The sequence below is a fragment of the Tritonibacter scottomollicae genome (assembly GCF_003003215.1).
Lineage (GTDB): Bacteria > Pseudomonadota > Alphaproteobacteria > Rhodobacterales > Rhodobacteraceae > Epibacterium > Epibacterium scottomollicae.
The window spans coordinates 23,994-42,517 of record NZ_PVUF01000007.1 but is presented as its reverse complement, the minus strand read 5'-3'; the positions used below and the strand labels follow the sequence as shown (position 1 = coordinate 42,517).

The following is an 18,524-nucleotide window of genomic DNA, read 5'->3' as shown; positions in this document are numbered from 1 at the left end:
CAGTCATATCCCTTGATCGTCCGAACGTTACAGGACGCGATCTAGGGCCTCGATCAGCCCTGTCACCTCCGACTCGCTGGTATAATGGGTGAAACTCAGCCGCAGCACGCCCTGCGCGGGGTCGACCCCCATCGCAGACAGGGCACGCACGGCGTAGAAATCGCTCGCACCGGCCATGATGCCATGTTCGGACAACTGCCGTGCCACCGGTTCAGCGCTGCGCCCCAGGGCCAATGTGACAGTCGGAGCGCGATCTTGCGCAACCGAGGGGCCAAGCAGGCGCAGGTCATTGCGACCCTTCACCGCGTCGAGCAACGGCTGAAGCAACGCAATCTCACGCTCGCGCATCAGGTCATGCACGAAGGTTCCCACTGCCGCGCCCCGAAGGTCGGATGCACCATGGTGATCTGCCAATGCCTCGAAGTAGTCCGCCATGCCGGCGCAGGCGGCGACCTGCGCATGATCCGGACCTGCAGGCGTGAAACGTTTGTAAGGAACATCGCCGTTAAAATAGTGCCCCTGGTTGGGCAGGATCTCGGCCAGTGCTGGATTGATGACCATAATACCCTGATGCGGCCCATAGGTCTTATAGGCGGAAAACAGGTAGATATCCGGACCAAGCTCACCCAAATTCGGCAAACCATGCGGCGCGTAGGACACGCCATCGACGCAGACAAAGGCGCCGGCGGCATGGGCCAATGCGGTGATTTCGGTCACCGGGTTGATCTCGCCCACCACGTTGGAGCAATGCGGGAAACAGACCAGCCGCACGCTTTCATCCAACAGCGGCTCTAGCGCGTTCGGATCAAGGTGGCCGGTGGCCGGGTCGATCTGCCACTCCACGACCTCGATCCCCGCCTCCGCCAATCGACGCCAGGGGCCGGAATTTGCTTCGTGATCCTGATTCGTGACGATGATCTTCTCGCCCGGTTGCAGGAACTGCCGAAAGGCCTGCGCCAGAACATAGGTGTTCTGGGTCGTCGAGGGGCCAAAGCTCACATCCTGTGCACGCACGCCAAGCAGCGCGCCAAGCCGATTGCGCGCCTCATCCATCTCTGCCCCTGCCGCCTCGGATGCGGCGTAGGGGGCGTAGGGCTGAACCTTGTGCTGCGTATAAAAGCGCATCAATCGGTCGATGACCTGACGACAGGTGTAGGACCCGCCTGCGTTCTCGAAAAACGCCTGCCCCTGCAGCGAGGGTTCCGCGAAGGCCGGAAACTGATTTCGGACAAAGTCGATATCCATGGCGTCTCTCGTCTCTATTCCAGAATGTTCGCGACAGAGAGTGCAAGTTCACGCCATAAGATCAAGCCTAGAAACGAAGAATTGCGACGCTTTAACCCGACGCAACGCGCGCCCCGGCCCGTGGGCCGAGGTGAGATCCGTGTCCCTGTGGGCGGGTCAGCCGTTCACATCGACAACCACGCGGCCCTTGACCTGACCGGCGAGGATATCCGCGCCCAGTTTTGGCAGATCGGACAATGTTGCCGGCTGCACCATGGCCTCCAGCTTGTCCATAGGCAGGTCGGTTGCAATGCGTTGCCAGGCGCGCTGACGGTTCTCGAACGGCTGCATCACGGAATCGATGCCCAGAAGGTTCACACCACGCAGCAGGAAGGGGATCACCGTGGCGGGCAGCGCCGCCCCCCCGGCAAGGCCGACGGCGGCGACCGAGGCGCCGTATTTCATCTGCCCGAGCACCCGCGCCAGCATGTCACCACCAACCGCATCGACGCAGCCTGCCCAGTTTTCGCTCTCAAGCGGGCGTTTGACGGTCTCGTTGAGCTCATTGCGCGGTACGATCTGGGTGGCGCCGAGGCTCTTGAGGTAGTCGCCCGTCTCCGGACGGCCCGTCACGGCGGCAACCTCATAGCCCAGATGGCCAAGGATCGCGGTAGCAACCGAGCCGACGCCACCGGCAGCCCCGGTCACCAGCACCGGGCCCTGCCCCGGCGTCAGCCCGTGATCTTCCAGCGCCATCACGGCGAGCATGGCGGTGAAACCAGCAGTGCCCACGGCCATGGCCTGACGCGCATCCAGCCCGTCGGGCAGCGGCACCAACCAGTCAGCCTTCACGCGCGCCTTTTGCGCATAGCCGCCCCAATGGGCCTCGCCCACGCGCCAGCCGGTCAGCACCACCTTGTCGCCCGACTTGTAGCGATCATCCGAAGATGCCTTCACGGTGCCAGCAAAATCGATCCCCGGCACATGGGGATAATTGCGCACCAAGCCGCCGCCCTTGGCGCTGAGGCAGAGGCCGTCCTTGTAGTTCACGGTGGAATAGTCGACCGCAACAGTGACCTCACCGTCGGGCAACTGATCCTCGTTCAGCTCTTCAATGGCCGCAGAGGCCTTGCCGCTGTCTGCGTCTTTCGTCATCACCAGTGCTTTGAACATGTTGATCTCTCCCGTTAATTCCAGAATGTCTCGTGGACGGTCGCATCGCGCATGCCGTCCGGTGTCTCGACCTCGACGCGAGAGCCCGCGTCCCAATGGGTCATCTTCACCATGCCGATCGCGACATTGGTGGCGTGATCCGGCGACCAGGTGGCCGAGGACACCCGTCCCACCCGGCGACCATTGGCATAGAGCGGCCAGAACCGGTCACAGGGCGGCACCGCCTCGCCGCTGATGGCGATGGGACGGATCTGCTGCACCGGGCCTTCCTTGGCGACCCGCAACAGGGCGTCACGGCCGATACAGCCGATCGCCGTATGGGTGTTGCAGAAGCGGCCCAGCCCGCATTCATGCGGCGTGTTGTCGTCGGTCATGTCGTTGCCATAGCTCAACAGACCGCTCTCGATCCGCTCGATCAGGTTGGGGCAGCCCGCCCGCACCTCCAGATCGGCGCCCGCCTCGAACAGGCGGGACCAAAGCGGCATCCCGATATCGCCGCCCTCCACGTAGATCTCGAACCCGCCCTGCTTGGAATAGCCCGAGCGCGCCACCACCATGTCGCGGCCCTCGAACTGGTAGACACCAAAGCGAAAGAAACGGATTGCGCGCACGGTCTCGCCAAAGACCCGGGCCATCAGATCCTCGGCCTTGGGTCCCTGTATCGCCAGCGGCGAAACATCCGGTTCATCCACTAGCACATCCAACCGCCAGCCATTGGCGATGCCCTTGACCCAATAGAGAAGATCACTGTCGGCAATGGAAATCCACCAGCGGTCCTCGGCCAGCTTGACGGCGACCGGGTCATTCAACATGCCGCCGGTCTCATCCACGATGGGCACATAATAACACTGACCGGGCATCATGCCGCGCAGATCGCGCGGGGTGAGCATCTGCATCAGGCGTCCCGCATCGGGGCCACGCAGCTCCACCTGACGTTCGCAGGATACGTCCCAGACCTGCACATGCCGTTTGAGGTGGTGATAATCCGCCTCGACGCTGTCGAACACCGTCGGCAGCAGCATGTGATTGTAGACCGTGTAGCCTTTCACACCTGCCGCCTCGACCCCGTCGGAAAACGGGGTGCGGCGCAGGCGTCGGGACAGGGAGATATTGGGTTGAATAACGGCCATGGCGATCCCTTTCATGGCACGAGTGTGGGGATGAGCGGCGCGCCAGTCTGGCCGCCGCCCGGTGTCACCTTAACGTGGACCTTTCCAGTCGATCTGGCAGATCTCCGCAGAGCGGCCGTCAAAGTCCCAGACCCGACCAAAGGCACGTACCCGGCCCTTGGTGGCGGTGGCGACGGTGATGTCGGGGCCCATCCAGTATTCGGTATTGGTGACCACGATGTCCTGCTCGCTGTCGGCGCCGCCCACCGGCACCACCTCGCCGTGGATCTGCTTGCCCACGATCAGCCGGCGGGTCTTGCCCTCGGTCTCAAACGTCACGGGGGCGCGTTCGGCGCCCAGGAATTCGCTCACCAGCACCTTGAACAAGCCGGTGGTGCCCCGCGCCTTGCCGGAGAAAATATCGATCAACCCGTCATAGGCGTCCTCGCTGGCGCGGTCGTCGATATAGGCCGCCGCCTTCCAGTTGCCGCGCGCCATCAGGCCGGGGATCTCCAGGATCAGCCCGACGTTGAGACCCGACAGATCCGTGTCACCAAAATGCCCCTCGTCGATGCGCACCCCGGCCCAGGCCTGGCAATAGCCCTCGGTGGGGGCATGTTTGCCCAGCGACACCACGCAGGGGCAAAAGACGGTGCAGTTGCAGTTCAAAATCAACTCGCCCTTGATCGCCCAGGGTGGGATCTCTTGCCCTGTCTTCTTCGGCGCGGCTGCGCCCTGTTCTGCGGTCATCACCTGATCGCTCGCCATGATGTGTCTCCTCCCTCTAAAATGTTGTCACGATGACCCAAGTGCCGGACAGCAGCAGCAACGCCCCCATTGGGCGGGTCAGCCAGCGTCCGATCTCGGGCAGTTTTTCCAGAACCATGAACAGGGTTGCCAGCCCCATGAAGGCGAGGTTCATCACCCCGCCGACAAACGCCAGCAGCATCAGCGCCCAGCAGCAGCCCAGACACACCGCGCCAAGCCGCAGCCCGTTGCGCAGGGGGCCCTCCTCCCAATGCTGCATGAAAAACACCAGCGGGCGGCGGCATTTGGACAGGCAGGCCTCCTTCAGCTGCGTGAACTGATAGGCGCCTGCGACCAGCAACAGGCCACCGGACAGGATCCCAGAGCGGCTGTCGCCAAAGACGCTGACCAGATCCGCCCGCAGCAGCAGCATCTGCATTCCCGCCGCCAGCAGCGAAAAGCCGACCCACACAGCAAGATAGCCAAAGACCAGATCGCCAAAACGCGTGCCCTCTGCCGTTTGGCCGAGGTCGTCATAGGTGGCAAAGGCCGGCAGCGCCGTGGGGGCCATCATCGCGGCCGACATGAGCACCCACATCAGCACCATCTTTGCCGCGCCTGCCGCATCCGGCGTCATGGTGCAGAGCTGCAGCCAGAACTCCGCGCCGTAGATCGCGCCCGCCGCACGCAGATCGCTGGGCACCGACATGGCGAAAAGCGCACCCCAAGCCAGCAGTATGCCGCCGAACAACATCAGCCAATGCAGGCCGGTCATCTGGCGAATGCTTTGTGTCAGGCGCGCTTTCAGCATGGCGTTTTCACGGGCCTCCCCCTATCGATGCGAGTCGAATTACCTTGTGAATCAAATGTCAGACTTTTAAATGTCTGACAAATGATTTTTCCACCGACCCCATCTGACGTGAGGGCACAACGCGATGAAGATCGACCCCAACAGCACCGCGGATCTTTCTGCGCAGATCGCCGGCGCCATCCGGGATGCGATCATCTCCGGCGATCTAATCGTGGATGAACGCCTGCCTTCGGAGGCGGAGCTAGCGGAACAGTTCCAGGTCTCCCGCGCCACGGTGCGCGAAGGGTTGAAACGGCTGGCGGCGCAGTCCCTGATCCGCACCCAGCGCGGCGCCACCGGTGGGGCCTTTGTCAACCGCCTCAGTTTCGAGGACGCCTACAGCCAGCAGATCACCACCTCGACGCTGCTGCTGAGTATGAACGCGGTCAGTTTTGATACCGCCTGCGAGGCCCGTTACGCGCTGGAACGCGCCTGCGCGCCGCTGTCTGCTGCGCGTCGCAGTGCCGACCAGCTGGCCACCATGCGCGCCGAGATTTTTCGCCAAGGCCAGCCGGGCCTGACCGATGAGGCCTTCTGCGCCTCCGACGTCGCCTTTCACCGGGCTCTGGTGGACGGCGCCCATAACCCGGTGCTGTCCTATCAGCTGGCCGGGTCGGTGGAGGCAATGCAGCCTTTGATGAACATGATCACCTTCACCGCACGTGACCGCGCCACCATTCTGGCACTGCACGCCCGCATCGCCGATGCCATCGAGGCTGGTGCGGGCGAAGACGCCGTAACAGGGCTTACAGCACTTGAGGAAGAAACCCGAAAACTGGCCGCCGATGTGTTTGCACGACGCGCCACAAAGCGCTGAACCTCTTTATCTTTCGCACAGCACGCCGGACAGAGACCGCACAATCGCGCGTCATTTCCCCCTTTAACTCCGTCCCCACCTCGCCTATATTCATTCTGTTCCTTCGGGAACTATGGACATAAACGCGCTCGTAATAAACGGATCGGACCCGGGGGCGGTACCCGGCGGCTCCACCAACCTACCACTGGCTGCATCCTTCGTTTGGGGATAGCGATCAGGACTGTGGGGCCGAAATAGGATCGACGGACGTCTAAAGGGGTTAGCTTTGTCTCGGCTGTCTGCCACCGTTACCGGCGAAAACAGTACAATTGCAAACGACAATCGTGCTCCGGTTGCTCTGGCTGCGTAAGCAGTTCGAGTCGAACCGAACTTAAGTCCTTGTGCCTAGCAGCGTAAGGCGGGGTTCGCAGGTACCTGGCAACAGAAACCTGCACTTTATACCCTCTGACATTGAGAATACGAAATCTGATTTTACGTTGGATAGCTTCAAATCTCGACAATTTGGTCGGGAATTTTATGTCCTATGATCGAGATTTCACGCTATACTTACGGAATATCGACAGTTCGCTCTCGACTTTTCCGGGCGCAGACCTGTAGGAGGCGCCTTCCGCAATTGTCAGTTTATGAAATGCACCGAAAATGAAAAACAGCGCGCTGCTGCACCACTGGTTCGAAGAGGTCTGGAACAAGGATAACCTCGCCGTCATCGACGAGCTTCTTGACCCAGATGTCGTGTTCAACGGATCTTTGGATTCCGTTGTTTCGCCTGGCGTGGACTACAAGGAAGTGGTGACGGCGATGAAGGCGCTGCTGGATCAGGCACATGTCACCATCACTCACAGTATGGACGAAGGTGATCTCGCGATGGTGCGGGTCAGGGTCAATGGCGTAGGCCACAGTCATGCTCAGAAACTTGACTTTACGGGGCATGTGACCGTCCGGGTGCGCAACGGCCGTTTTGTCGAATTCTACACTGATTTCGACTACTTGCGGATGTTCGAACAGCTGGGCCAGCTGCCCACGGACTCCCTGCCCGTCTGCATGACCGGCGAGCGCCTGACCTGGGTCGAATGAGGCCGCTCCGGTGATCCGGACCTCGTCTGCGTTTTGATACCTGCGTGCGAGAACATCCTTGTCGCATTGATACTTTTTGTTGTGCGTCCGCTGCCATATCGCTGGTGAGCGTGCTCCGCTCTGCTACAAGGGCGAGACTCGAAATGACCTGAGCGGTGTCATGACGCAAACTTCTCCTCCCTCGCATCTCGCGCCTTCATGGGGCGTTCTGTTTCAGTGTTTTGGTCTGATCGGCCTCCTGAGCTTCGGGGGACCAGCGGCGCAGATCGCGCTGATGCACCGGGAACTGGTCGACAGACACCGTTGGCTGAGTGAAGAGCAATTCCTCCGCGGCCTGTCCTTTTGCATGTTGCTGCCAGGCCCCGAAGCCATGCAGCTTGCCACATATGCGGGCTGGCGATTGCGCGGTATCCGCGGCGGCCTGCTGGCGGGCAGCCTGTTTGTGCTGCCCGGGGCGTTCGTCATTGCAGCACTGGTCTGGCTCTACGTGACCTTCGGCACGCTGCCGACGGTTCAGGCGGCGTTTCTCGGGATCAAGGCGGCGGTGGTCGTCATCGTGATGCAGGCTCTCTGGCGAATTTCCCGCAAGGCGCTCCACTCCACAGGCGCCTGGCTGCTGGCGCTGGGCGGGTTCCTTGCAATCTTTGCATTCAACTTGCCGTTTCCACTGGTTGTGTTCGGCGCCGCGCTGATCGGCTTGACGCGGGTTCCAGAAGCCGAGGACAGCGTGTCGCCCGCACGCGCCGTTCCGGCACATCACTGGCGCACCATCGTCATCTGGACCGCGCTGTGGCTGCTGCCGCTATTGGGGCTGAGCCTGATCGGCGCCGAGTTCCTGGCCACGATCGGCTGGTTCTTTGCGAAACTGGCCGTGGTGACCTTTGGCGGGGCCTATGCGGTTCTGGCCTATATGACACAGACCGTGGTCAGCACCCATGGCTGGATCAGCACCGGCCAGATGATCGACGCGCTGGGGCTGGCAGAGACCACACCCGGACCGCTGGTGCTGGTGACACAATTTGTCGCCATGCTCGCGGGCGTCCAGACAGGCGGCGCGGTTCTGGGCCTGGCCGCCGGTATTGTGGCGCTCTGGGCGACATTTGCGCCGTGTTTCCTGTGGATTTTTGCCACTGCTCCTTACGTGGAGCGTTTGACCCACCAGCCGCGCCTGCGCGGAGCGTTGCAGGCGATCACCGCAGCTGTTGCGGGGATGATGCTCAACCTCTCGGTATGGTTCCTGCTGCATCTGCTGTTCAGTCGTCAGACAGAGCTCCAGTTTGGTCCGCTTTCGCTGGCCGTTCCAGCTGTCGACAGCATAGAGGTGCGGGCCCTGGCCCTGACGGTATTGGCGCCCTTGGTTGCCTTCGCCCTGCGGGGACGCATCTTGTGGTTGCTCGCGGCAATGGCATGTCTCGGGCTGATTGCCGATGGCTTCACGCTTGGCTAAAGACTGCCAGCTTGGCTTGCAATGCCCTCAAAATAGGTCCAAAACTGGAGAGGAACGGGTGTGATGCCGGGGCGGCGCTGCCGTGGCCATACCTGCCAATAACAAAAGGTGAGACGATGTCCCGTCAGATCGACTATGGAAACCTGATGCATCGTGCCATGCGTGGCCTGATCCGCAATGTCCTGGACGATGTTGCTGCGAATGGCTTGCCGGGGGCTCATCACTTCTTCATCACGTTCGACACATCACATCCGGACGCGGAACTTGCCGACTGGCTGTCTGACCGCTACCCGGGTGAAATGACCGTGGTTGTGCAACACTGGTTCGACAATCTCGACGTGACCGACGAAGGGTTTGCGATCACGCTGAACTTTGGTGACGCGCCGGAGCCACTGTATATTCCCTATGACGCGATCAAGACATTTGTCGATCCGTCTGTCGAATTTGGTTTGCGGTTCGAAAGCACCAGCGAGGACGACGACGAGGATCTGCCCCCGTTGGAGATCGCAGGCGAACTGCCTGATGAGCAGGAGGAAAGTGACGACACATCCGACGCCAAGAAGGATGCGGATGTGGTGTCCCTCGACAGCTTTCGCAAGTAAGCACGATAAACAGTTAAAAAAAGCGGCGCTGCGGATCTTTCCACGGCGCCGTTTTCTATATGTGCAGCACTGTGCGTTTCACCCACGCGGTATCCGCTCAGTCGCGGGTGAGAAAGCTCGATACTTTGCGCGACGGCATCCCGTTCCGGTGGAGTGAGAAGTCCAGCTCCAATCCGCCGTCGGCCAGGGTCCGGTCATACTGCTGCATGAGATAATCCCCGTTTTCAGCAACATAGAGCGAGAACACCGTCAGCGTCTTGTCGATCACTCGCGCCCAGACGAAGGGCTCGCCCTTCATCGCATTCATCTGGACGGTATGACCAAAGACGTTGGTCTTCATGGCTGCGGCAAAGACTCCATTCCGCTCGGTGGGCTGGAATTCGATCTTGTAGGTCTTGGTCTTCTCTTCGCCACTCGCCCGCTGGATCGCGGTGCTCCACTGCACTTCGAAGCCCTTTCTGGTTTCACGAATGGCCACACTCATGTCCCGTTGTTCAACCGAGCCATCGAGCTGCTCGACCTGTGCGGTGCCGGAGTATTCTCCGACGAAGCGGCGCAATGTATCGCTGGCAAACGCGGGCTGAATCGCAAGCAGAAGGGCGCTCAGCCCGACGAGGCACCATAGGGTCACACGTCTGATGTCAGGCATGGTCCGGGTTTGGCTGATCACAGTCCTGCGCATATCTGGGGTTCGAGCTCCTGTTGAGGGGGCGGTCTGGCGACTCTCTTTCAGTGTAATCTATGCATCTAACCCAAACTGGCAATGGCACTTGCGGATTTGGGGCAGTATACCATCGCCCGAGGCCCGTAGCGATCCACGCTGATCGCGCAAGACATTTGCGTCCGACGGCAAGCACGGGTAAACGGCATACATCAGTATACCACCTATCGATCCAGGTGGCCGAACCAGCGACGGAGACAGACACAATGTCGAACACCCGCACCGAAACCGACAGCTTTGGCCCGCTTGAGGTCCCTTCCGATAAATATTGGGGGGCACAGACTCAGCGTTCGATCATGAATTTCCCGATTGGGTGGGAAAAACAGCCCGTCGCCATCGTGCGCGCACTGGGCGTGATCAAGCAGGCCTGCGCCATGGCCAACAAGGCCTCCGGCAAGCTCGACGCCAAGATCGGCGATGCGGTCATTCAGGCCGCCGGTGAGGTGATCGAAGGCAAGTTCGATGACAACTTCCCGCTGGTGGTCTGGCAGACCGGTTCCGGCACCCAGTCCAACATGAACTCCAACGAGGTGATCGCAAACCGCGCGATCGAAATCCTCGGCGGCGTGGTCGGCTCCAAGGATCCGGTGCACCCGAACGACCACTGCAACATGGGGCAGTCCTCCAACGACACCTTCCCCACCGCAATGCATATCGCCACCGCAATGTCCGTGCGCGACGTTCTGGTGCCGGGCCTGACCAAACTGGCCGAAGGGCTGGAGGCCAAGGCGGAAGAGTTCAAGGACATCATCAAGATCGGCCGCACCCATACGCAGGACGCCACGCCGCTGACACTGGGTCAGGAATTCGGCGGCTACGCGCATCAGATCCGTCAAGGTCTGGCGCGGGTCGAAGCGGCAATGCCCGGCATCTATGAGCTGGCGCAGGGCGGCACCGCCGTCGGCACCGGCCTCAATACGGTTGAGGGCTGGGGCGAGGAAGTCGCTGCAAACATGGCCGAAATCACCGGCCTGCCCTTCGTGACCGCGCCGAACAAGTTCGAGGCGCTGGCCGCCCATGACGCCATGGTGTTCCTCTCCGGCGCGCTCGCGACCATCGCTGGCAGCTGCTACAAGATCGCCAACGACATCCGGTTCCTGGGCTCCGGCCCGCGCTCTGGTCTGGGCGAGTTGGTGCTGCCCGAAAACGAGCCCGGCTCCTCGATCATGCCGGGCAAGGTGAATCCGACCCAAGCCGAGGCGCTGACGCAGGTGGCCGCACACGTCATGGGCAATGACGCCGCGATCAAATTTGCAGGCTCTCAGGGTCACTTTGAACTCAACGTCTACAACCCGATGATGTCCTATAACCTGTTGCAATCCATCCAGCTTTTGGGTGACGCCGCGGACAGCTTCACCGAGCGGATGCTGAACGGCATCAAGGCCAACGAGCCGCGCATCGAAAAACTGATGACGGAGAGCCTGATGCTGGTGACCGCACTGGCGCCGACCATCGGTTACGACAACGCCACCAAGGTGGCGAAGACCGCGCATAAGAACGGCACCACGCTGAAGGAAGAGGCAATCGCACTTGGCTTTGTGGACGAAGAAACCTTTGAGAAGGTCGTTCGCCCTGAGCAGATGATCGGCCCGAAAGCGAAGTGATGGGAAAACCGGTCAATCTGAACCGGTTTCGGAAACAAAAAGCGCGGGCCGAGAAAAAGGCCCGCGCGGATCAGAACGTTGTCAAATATGGTCGAACCAAGACCGAAAAGGCCCGCGACAAGGCCGATGAGGCACGCGACAAAACCCTCATTGACCAGCACAAACTGGACCATGGAGACGAGTGACACGCCATGAAGCGTCGCCAACGCAGAGAAAACCCGCCCCGATGATTGGCGAGCGCCCGCAAAAACGCTCTCTGACCCTGCGCGGGCATCGGACCTCGGTGTCGCTGGAAGATGCGTTCTGGGCGGAGTTTAGACGTCTCGCTGCCAATCAGGACCGTGCGATCAATGAACTGGCAGCCGAGATCGACGAAGAGCGTGGTACCGATTGCGGACTGGCCTCGGCGATCCGGCTCTATGTGTTGCAGGCGCTGAAGGCCGAAGCCGCGCGCTGAGCCACATCAGCGCTCCGTCAATCGCAGCCAGATCCCGTTTTTCGACCTTACTGTCAGATGCGCCACCGGCTGCGGATCGTGGCCTTCGAGCCGCTCGACCCGATAGCGGCGCAGCAGGTGGGCGAGGATCAACACGCCCTCAACCATGGCAAACCCGGCCCCGGTACAGACCCGCGCCCCGGCAGAGAACGGCATATAGGCGCTGCGGGCACAGGTCTTGCCAGCCTCTGTCTGCCAGCGCGCGGGGTCAAAGTCGTCCGGACGGTCCCACAACCGCTCATGGCGATGCAGATGCCAGGGGCTAAGCACCATCTGTGCGCCCTTGGGGATGTCACGATCACGAAAGCGCTCGGGACATGTGGCTTCGCGCACCATCATCGGAACCGGCGGATAAAGCCGCAGTGTTTCGCGGAACACGTCGCGGGTGATCCGCAGACGCGCGATGGCGGCGAACTCCTCGGTGCCATGTTCTGTTGCCTCCGCCGCGACCTTCTCCTGCCAGTCGGGATAAAGCGCCATCAGATAGAGCGCCCAGCCAAGCGCCGAGGCGCTGGTCTCATGCCCCGCAAGAAAGAAGATCGCCACCTGATCGACCATCTCCTCGGTATCGAACCCTGCGCCTGTCTTCGGATCAACTGTGGTCATGATCTTGGTGGCTAGATCCTGCGGTGCGGTGCCGGCGGCGATCTCCGACATGCGGGCCTCGGTCAGGCTGGCGATAAGGCGGCGGATATGGGCCGCATTGGCGCGAGTGCCCTTGGGATAGGGGCGCGGAATCCAGCGCGGCAGCGGCACAAAGGCCGCAAGGTTCAGGATCGGCTGCGCCTGCTGATAGGCGCGAAAGCGGGCAAAGACCTCCGTCGCGACCTGATGTTCGATGGGTATCGAGAACAGGGTGCGGAAAATCACATCCGCCGCAATATGAGAGATCTCGGCCTCGATCTCCAGCGGGGTGCCATCTGCCTTTGGCGCCAGCCGCGCCACCCCGGCTTCGGCTGCGGCCAGCATGGCAGGAAATGTCTCCTTCAGCCGCCCCCCTTCAAAGGCGGGGTCAATGATGCGGCGCTGGCGTTTCCAGGGCTCGCCATTGGTCAGAAAGACGGAATTGCCCAGAAGAGGCCGCAGCCCCTCGCCCACCCGGTTTGATTTGGGGAACGCATCCGGGCGCTCTTTGAGGATGACATCCAGAAGATCCGGCTGGTTCACCAGATAGGAGCGGAAAAACGGCGTGCGGAACTCTGCCATCCAGGCCCGATAGAGCCGCTGCGGCTGGGCCGAGAGGATATCGGCGCGAAACAGCTTCAGATAGCGCCAGAGCGAGACCTTGTCAGGCCGGGCCGGGGGTTTGGGCGGGCGCAGATTCATCGCGGATCCATCGAGCGGAAGCGGTTTACCGGACGCGCCAGCCGGGAGCGGGAATGCGCCCTGTTCTGCAGCCTGTCGCCGAGGGTCTGCGGCCCGGCGGTGATGCGGAAATAGTCATAGTCCTTCGGGTGGTCAAAGGCGCAGAGATACTGGAAATGCAGCCGGAAATAACGCCGCTTCAACGCCTGCCAGCGCGCGGCGCTGAGGGTCTGGGTGAAGGCAGCGGAAAACACGATGGGCCAGCGCTGATCCTTTGGCGCAACGCCGGTGACCCCAACCGGATCACAGAGCGCAAAGGCACAGCCGTCACCCGGCGCGGTGACGTCATACCACGGGATCTGCCCCTGCACCGACATCTCTCTCAGGTCGCGGCGCAGGCGGGTGGCGCGCGGCAGGAAGGACACCATCGGCACCACCTGCCCGAGGCTGAGAAAGCTGAGGCTGGGGCGCTCTGCGGGCAGGCCCTCGTGCAGCAGATCCGCCAGCACCGACACGCCGATATGGGCGCCGGAGGAATGACCGACCACCAGCACCTCATCGACATTGTTGTCCTCCAGAGCGGCGCGAATGGCCGCCCGAAACACCTGCATACGCGCCTCCAGCTCCGGTGGGTTCTGCCCGCGCAGGACGGCCGAATAGGCGTAGTCATGCATCAGGTAGTAGACAAACAGCTTGTTGTCTCGGGCCTTGAACCCGCGCAGAAGCGCCACCGCCGCCCCTGCCCCGGCCAGCATCTGCGCGATCCAGATCAGCGGCGCAGGCAGCGGCAGATGCCCCGACAACGCGCCGACAGCCCAGGCCACAATCCATCCCAAAAGCGCTGCCAGCAAAGCCTGCACCAAGAGGATCACCACCGGATAGAGCGCCGCAATCACCGGCCCCTTGCGCAGCCGCATCAGCCGCCACAGCGCGCCGGAGGCGATGTAGGTCCAAGCGGTGCGCATAAGCTGCAGATAGGTCGCGGCAATGGAGCTGTTCATGCTGTGCTTGACGATATCGGACCAGACCAGCACCTCCACATCAGTCTCCACCTGCGCGCCTTCGATCTCCGCCGAGACATGCCAGCCGTAAGCGCCCTTGGTGGTCTTCGGAGTGAGGGTCAGCGCGTAGCCCGACAGCTGCGCCTGCTCCGCCCCCTCGCTGCGATAGAGTTCGCGGTAGCGGCGGGGGTGGAACGGGTCGTAGCCCGGAATATAGAACACCCGGCGGCTGCGCACCGTTGATGTCGTGGCGTTGCTGCTCATGCCCGATATGTGGCCCCGATCAATGTTGATCAGAGCCTAGCGCAGCTTTGCGGCAAGCGTAAGAGTGTGATTTCCAGCGGTTAGCCGAGGGTCGCCAGCGCCGGGAAGGTTTCCAGCAGCCAGAAGGAGAAGCTGGTGAACAGGCCAGTGACCAGCATGATGCCGACGATCAGCAACAGTCCACCCATGACCTTCTCGATCAGCCCCATGTGCCGCTTGATCCGGTTCATCAGCGCCATGGAGCGGGTCAGGAAGATCGCCGCTAGCAGGAAAGGCACACCAAGCCCCAGCGCATAGACGCCAAGTAGGATGGTGCCCCGGCTGACAGAGGCCTCTGAGGCGGCTAGCGACAGGATTGCGCCCAGCTGAGGTCCAATGCAAGGCGTCCAGCCGAAGGCAAAGGCAAGCCCAAGCACATAGGCACCAAGGACGGAACCACCCGCATCTCCGGTCTCCATCCGCGCCTCGCGGTCCAGCAGCGGAATGCGGAACACCGACAGGAAATGCAGACCAAAGACAATCACCACGAGGCCGGAAGCCTTGGCAAACAGCTCCTGATTCTGCAGCACAAAGGCTCCAAAGGCCGAGGCGGTGAAGCCCAGCAGCAGGAACACCGTCGACAGCCCCATCACAAAGAACATCGCCGCCAGGATCGCCTTGCGCCGGGCGGCGGCAGTGCCCTGGATCTCACCAATGGTCACCCCGCTCATATAGGCCAGATAGGGCGGCACGATCGGCAGCACACACGGGCTCAGAAAGCTGATGATGCCCCCGACAAGGGCAACGAACATGGCGGGCAGAAGGCTCGCGTCGATGATCTCGATTCCAAACATATCGCCTACTTAGTCGAAGCCTCTGACGCCGTCACCTGCACGGGATGTCACATCCTTGTGGACAGGCTGTAACACGCGGCTTATTTCGGACCACATGACAGATTTTGACGCCACGCTGGACGCCATCGGCCTCCTCTGCCCCCTCCCCGTCCTCAAGGCCCGCAAGCGGCTGGAACTTCTGCCCGACGGCGGTGTGCTGCGCGTATTGGCCGATGATCCGGCAGCCATCATAGACGTGCCGCATTTCTGTGCCGAGGCCGGACATGGCTTTATCGGGATGGAAGAAGATGGCGCGCATCAGGTCTATCTGATCCGCAAGGGCGCGCGCTAATCTCAGAAATGTGAACTGAAAGCAAAAAAGGCGGCCCTGCTTGGAGCCGCCTTTTTCAATGTCGTTGTGTCAGCCTCAGCTGCCGACAGACCACCAGCCACGACGCTTGGGCTTTTGCGACTGTGCAGGTTCTGGCTGCGCCGCGACCGGCTCCGGCTTTGTCTCGGCTACGGTCGGTGCAGCAGCAACCGGCGCGTCCTCGGCTTGCGGTGCCGCAGGGGCGGGCTGCGCCTCTGACGTGACCTCGGGTGCCGTTGCCTGCTCCGCCGGTGCCTCTTGCGTCGGTACTTCCGAAGCGGTTGGCTCGGGCGCTTTTTGCGGCTCTGGCGCGGGTGTTGGCTCAGGTGCTGTCGCGGGCGCTGCCGCAACGGGTGCATCCTGTGCGTCGACCTCGGCTGCAACTTCAGGCGTGGCAGCAACGCTCGGCGTCACCTCGGTTGCGACGGCGGGTGCCTCTGCGCGATCAGCTTCAGCGGTCGCAGGGGCATCAGCAGCTACGGGTTGATCCGCCTCGGCCTCCACTTTCTTGCGCGTGCGGCTGCGTGTCCGGGTGCGGGTCCGCTTTTTCTTCGGCTCCGCATCGGCCTCGGGCTCACCATCGGCAGCAGGATCAGCAGTCGTGTTGGCCTCGTCCTGCGTGTTGGCCTCTTTCGCCGGCTCAGACGTGTCACCGTTCGCAGAGCCGTTCTCACCGCTCTCATGACCGTTCTCACCATTGCCGGATTTTTTCCGACGACGACGCCGACGTTTCCGCTTGGGTTTGGCTTCGCCTTCGCTCTCTTCGGACCGAGCCTCGGATTCGACCTCAGCCTCTACCGGCGCAGGCGCAACCTCGACCTCTTCCTCCGGCTCTTCAATCGCGTCGATCTGATCCATGATGGACGCATCAACTGACACGACGGGGCTGGACACCACCGGAATGGCGCGCGAGGCGGTCTTGAACTTCTCAAGCGTGAAATCAGGGCTGACCAGCGTCACGTCCCCTTCGATCCGAACCGACAGACCGTAGCGGGCCTCGATCTGGGCGATATGCTCGCGCTTCTGGTTCATCAGGTAGTTGGCGATGTCCACAGGGCATTTCACCAGCACTTCACGGGACCGACGGCGGGTGCCTTCTTCCTCGATCTGACGCAGGATCGACAGCGCCATGGAGTCGTCGGAGCGGATAAGACCGGTGCCATGGCAATGCGGGCAAGGCGCAGTCGTTGCCTCGATCATGCCGGGACGCAGACGCTGGCGCGACATTTCCATCAGACCAAAGCCCGAGATACGACCCACCTGAATACGGGCGCGGTCGGTCTTCAGCTTGTCTTTCATACGCTTTTCGACGGCGGCGTTGTTCTTGCGCTCGTCCATGTCGATGAAGTCGATGACGATCAGACCGGCAAGGTCGCGCAGACGCAGCTGACGTGCCACCTCTTCGGCGGCCTCAAGGTTGGTCTTGAGCGCGGTATCCTCGATCGAAGCCTCTTTTGTGGCCCGGCCCGAGTTCACGTCGATCGCCACCAGCGCCTCGGTCACACCGATCACGATGTAGCCGCCGGATTTCAGCTGCACGGTCGGGTTGAACATGCCGCCAAGGTAGGTTTCGACCTGATAGCGCGCAAACAGCGGCATCTGATCTTGGTAGTTTTTCACATTCTTGGCGTGGGACGGCATGATCATTTTCATGAAGTCCTTGGCGATACGGTAGCCGCGTTCGCCTTCCACCAGAACCTCATCGATCTCGCGGTTATAGAGATCGCGGATCGAGCGTTTGATCAGGTCGCCTTCTTCATAGATCTTGGCCGGCGCGATGGATTTCAACGTCAGCTCGCGGATCTGCTCCCACATGCGCTGCAGGTATTCATAGTCCCGCTTGATCTCCGCCTTGGTGCGCTTGGCACCAGCGGTGCGCACGATCAGGCCCGCGCCCTTGGGCACGTCCAGCTCGGCAGCGATCTCTTTCAGCTTCTTGCGGTCGACGGCGTTGGTGATCTTGCGAGAGATGCCACCGCCCCGCGCGGTATTGGGCATCAGGACGCAGTAGCGACCGGCCAGCGACAAATATGTGGTGAGCGCCGCGCCTTTGTTGCCGCGCTCTTCCTTGACGACCTGCACCAGCAGAACCTGACGGACCTTGATGACTTCCTGGATCTTGTAGCGCTTGGGACGCGGCTTGCGCGGCGGGCGGATGTCTTCGTGATCATCATCATCGGCAACCGACTCGATGCTGTCATCCTTGTCAGCGGCATTCGCAGACTTGGATGTGTCTTCGGATTTGTCGTCCGCAGCGTCGTCGCCTTCGACATCATCTGCATCCTCGGCGGATGCAACATCCGACGCCAGATCACCGTCGTCGGAGGCATCCGTCGCGGCTGTGTCTTGCTGAGGCTCTTCGACCGGGGTCTCTGCCACGGTTTCCATCGGCGATGTCGCCTCTGGTACATCCGTCAGATCAACCTGCTCATCAGTGAGGTCGATGGTCTCCATTCCGGAGATTTCACCGTTGGACGCCGCGGGTTCGCGGGTTTCCACCACATCTGTCGTCTTCGATCGTTCCGCGCGGGTCTTGCTGCGCGAACGGGAGCGTTTCTTCGGCTTCGGTTCGTCGTCCTCTTCGTCGCGGGCGCGCAGAGCCTCGGCGTAAGCGCGTTCCTCTTCCATCAGAGCTTCACGATCCGCAACGGGGATCTGATAATAGTCCGGGTGGATTTCCGAAAAGGCAAGGAACCCATGGCGATTGCCGCCATAGTCCACAAAAGCCGCCTGCAGCGATGGTTCGACGCGGGTTACTTTTGCGAGGTAGATATTGCCAGCAAGCTGGCGTTTGTTTTCAGATTCAAAGTCGAACTCCTCAACTTTGTTTCCATCCACCACCACGACGCGGGTTTCTTCCGCGTGGGTGGCGTCGATCAGCATTTTCTTCGCCATTAGTCCTTAGATT

18 protein-coding genes and 1 other RNA gene are annotated in these 18,524 nt (G+C 61.5%); 9 read left to right on the top strand and 10 right to left on the bottom strand.

All coding sequences use genetic code 11. The annotated features are described in order from the left end of the window. Window positions 1–27: 27 nt before the first annotated feature. The 5 genes from CLV89_RS12350 to CLV89_RS12330 all read right to left on the bottom strand — a co-directional run bounded on the left by CLV89_RS12350 (window position 28) and on the right by CLV89_RS12330 (window position 5,064). Complete coding sequence (locus CLV89_RS12350; RefSeq protein ID WP_106163982.1) at window positions 28–1,245, bottom strand: aminotransferase class V-fold PLP-dependent enzyme; 1,218 nt, start codon at window positions 1,243–1,245, stop codon at window positions 28–30. Window positions 1,246–1,401: 156 nt separating this feature from the next. Further along, window positions 1,402–2,397, bottom strand: a complete 996-nt coding sequence (gene acuI, locus CLV89_RS12345; protein WP_106163981.1) for an acryloyl-CoA reductase — start codon at window positions 2,395–2,397, stop codon at window positions 1,402–1,404. Window positions 2,398–2,411: 14 nt separating this feature from the next. Further along, entirely contained in the window at window positions 2,412–3,527 is a 1,116-nt protein-coding gene (locus CLV89_RS12340; protein WP_106163980.1) for a dimethylsulfoniopropionate demethylase, read from the bottom strand. 69 nt (window positions 3,528–3,596) lie between these two features. Then, window positions 3,597–4,256: a DUF1326 domain-containing protein gene (locus CLV89_RS12335; protein ID WP_106164120.1), complete on the bottom strand. Its 660-nt coding sequence runs from the start codon at window positions 4,254–4,256 to the stop codon at window positions 3,597–3,599. A gap of 34 nt (window positions 4,257–4,290) precedes the next feature. After that, window positions 4,291–5,064 (bottom strand): DUF2182 domain-containing protein, encoded by a 774-nt coding sequence (locus CLV89_RS12330; RefSeq protein ID WP_106163979.1) that lies wholly within the window; start codon window positions 5,062–5,064, stop codon window positions 4,291–4,293. A gap of 124 nt (window positions 5,065–5,188) precedes the next feature. Here CLV89_RS12330 and CLV89_RS12325 point away from each other — a divergent pair, with 124 nt between their 5' ends. The 5 genes from CLV89_RS12325 (at window position 5,189) to CLV89_RS12305 (ending at window position 9,043) form a co-directional block, all read left to right on the top strand. Beyond that, entirely contained in the window at window positions 5,189–5,920 is a 732-nt protein-coding gene (locus CLV89_RS12325) for a FadR/GntR family transcriptional regulator (protein ID WP_106163978.1), read from the top strand. A gap of 58 nt (window positions 5,921–5,978) precedes the next feature. Continuing rightward, window positions 5,979–6,355, top strand: a transfer-messenger RNA (tmRNA) gene (ssrA, locus tag CLV89_RS12320). A gap of 204 nt (window positions 6,356–6,559) precedes the next feature. Continuing rightward, window positions 6,560–6,994: an ester cyclase gene (locus tag CLV89_RS12315; RefSeq protein WP_106163977.1), complete on the top strand. Its 435-nt coding sequence runs from the start codon at window positions 6,560–6,562 to the stop codon at window positions 6,992–6,994. A 160-nt stretch (window positions 6,995–7,154) separates the two neighbouring features. After that, complete coding sequence (gene chrA / locus CLV89_RS12310; protein ID WP_106163976.1) at window positions 7,155–8,441, top strand: chromate efflux transporter; 1,287 nt, start codon at window positions 7,155–7,157, stop codon at window positions 8,439–8,441. Window positions 8,442–8,557: 116 nt separating this feature from the next. After that, window positions 8,558–9,043 (top strand): SspB family protein, encoded by a 486-nt coding sequence (locus tag CLV89_RS12305; RefSeq protein ID WP_106163975.1) that lies wholly within the window; start codon window positions 8,558–8,560, stop codon window positions 9,041–9,043. 97 nt (window positions 9,044–9,140) lie between these two features. Here CLV89_RS12305 and CLV89_RS12300 read toward each other — a convergent pair whose 3' ends face one another. Next, a complete protein-coding gene (locus CLV89_RS12300; RefSeq protein WP_243394995.1) occupies window positions 9,141–9,692 on the bottom strand; it encodes a hypothetical protein in 552 nt (183 codons plus the stop codon). Between the two features lie 278 nt (window positions 9,693–9,970). Here CLV89_RS12300 and fumC point away from each other — a divergent pair, with 278 nt between their 5' ends. The 3 genes from fumC to CLV89_RS12285 are packed head-to-tail and all read left to right on the top strand — an operon-like array spanning window position 9,971 to window position 11,825. Further along, entirely contained in the window at window positions 9,971–11,368 is a 1,398-nt protein-coding gene (fumC, locus tag CLV89_RS12295) for a class II fumarate hydratase (RefSeq protein ID WP_106163973.1), read from the top strand. Then, window positions 11,368–11,553, top strand: a complete 186-nt coding sequence (locus CLV89_RS12290) for a DUF4169 family protein (RefSeq protein ID WP_106163972.1) — start codon at window positions 11,368–11,370, stop codon at window positions 11,551–11,553. The genes fumC and CLV89_RS12290 overlap by 1 nt, the downstream gene beginning before the upstream one ends. A 41-nt stretch (window positions 11,554–11,594) precedes the next feature. Beyond that, entirely contained in the window at window positions 11,595–11,825 is a 231-nt protein-coding gene (locus tag CLV89_RS12285) for a ribbon-helix-helix domain-containing protein (RefSeq protein WP_106163971.1), read from the top strand. A gap of 6 nt (window positions 11,826–11,831) precedes the next feature. On the opposite strand, the gene CLV89_RS12280 is transcribed toward CLV89_RS12285, so the two are convergent. From CLV89_RS12280 to CLV89_RS12270, 3 genes are all read right to left on the bottom strand, one after another. After that, window positions 11,832–13,190 (bottom strand): cytochrome P450, encoded by a 1,359-nt coding sequence (locus CLV89_RS12280; protein ID WP_106163970.1) that lies wholly within the window; start codon window positions 13,188–13,190, stop codon window positions 11,832–11,834. Continuing rightward, on the bottom strand, window positions 13,187–14,434 hold the full coding sequence (locus tag CLV89_RS12275; RefSeq protein ID WP_106163969.1) for a hypothetical protein: 1,248 nt from the start codon (window positions 14,432–14,434) through the stop codon (window positions 13,187–13,189). The genes CLV89_RS12280 and CLV89_RS12275 overlap by 4 nt, the downstream gene beginning before the upstream one ends. Before the next feature lie 80 nt (window positions 14,435–14,514). Further along, window positions 14,515–15,267 carry a cytochrome c biogenesis CcdA family protein gene (locus CLV89_RS12270; protein ID WP_106163968.1) on the bottom strand — a complete coding sequence of 251 codons (753 nt, stop codon included), beginning with the start codon at window positions 15,265–15,267 and terminating at the stop codon, window positions 14,515–14,517. A gap of 94 nt (window positions 15,268–15,361) precedes the next feature. Between CLV89_RS12270 and CLV89_RS12265 the strand changes: the two genes are divergently transcribed. After that, window positions 15,362–15,598: a sulfurtransferase TusA family protein gene (locus CLV89_RS12265; RefSeq protein ID WP_106163967.1), complete on the top strand. Its 237-nt coding sequence runs from the start codon at window positions 15,362–15,364 to the stop codon at window positions 15,596–15,598. Between the two features lie 75 nt (window positions 15,599–15,673). On the opposite strand, the gene CLV89_RS12260 is transcribed toward CLV89_RS12265, so the two are convergent. Further along, window positions 15,674–18,511 (bottom strand): Rne/Rng family ribonuclease, encoded by a 2,838-nt coding sequence (locus CLV89_RS12260; RefSeq protein ID WP_106163966.1) that lies wholly within the window; start codon window positions 18,509–18,511, stop codon window positions 15,674–15,676. Window positions 18,512–18,524: the final 13 nt, after the last annotated feature.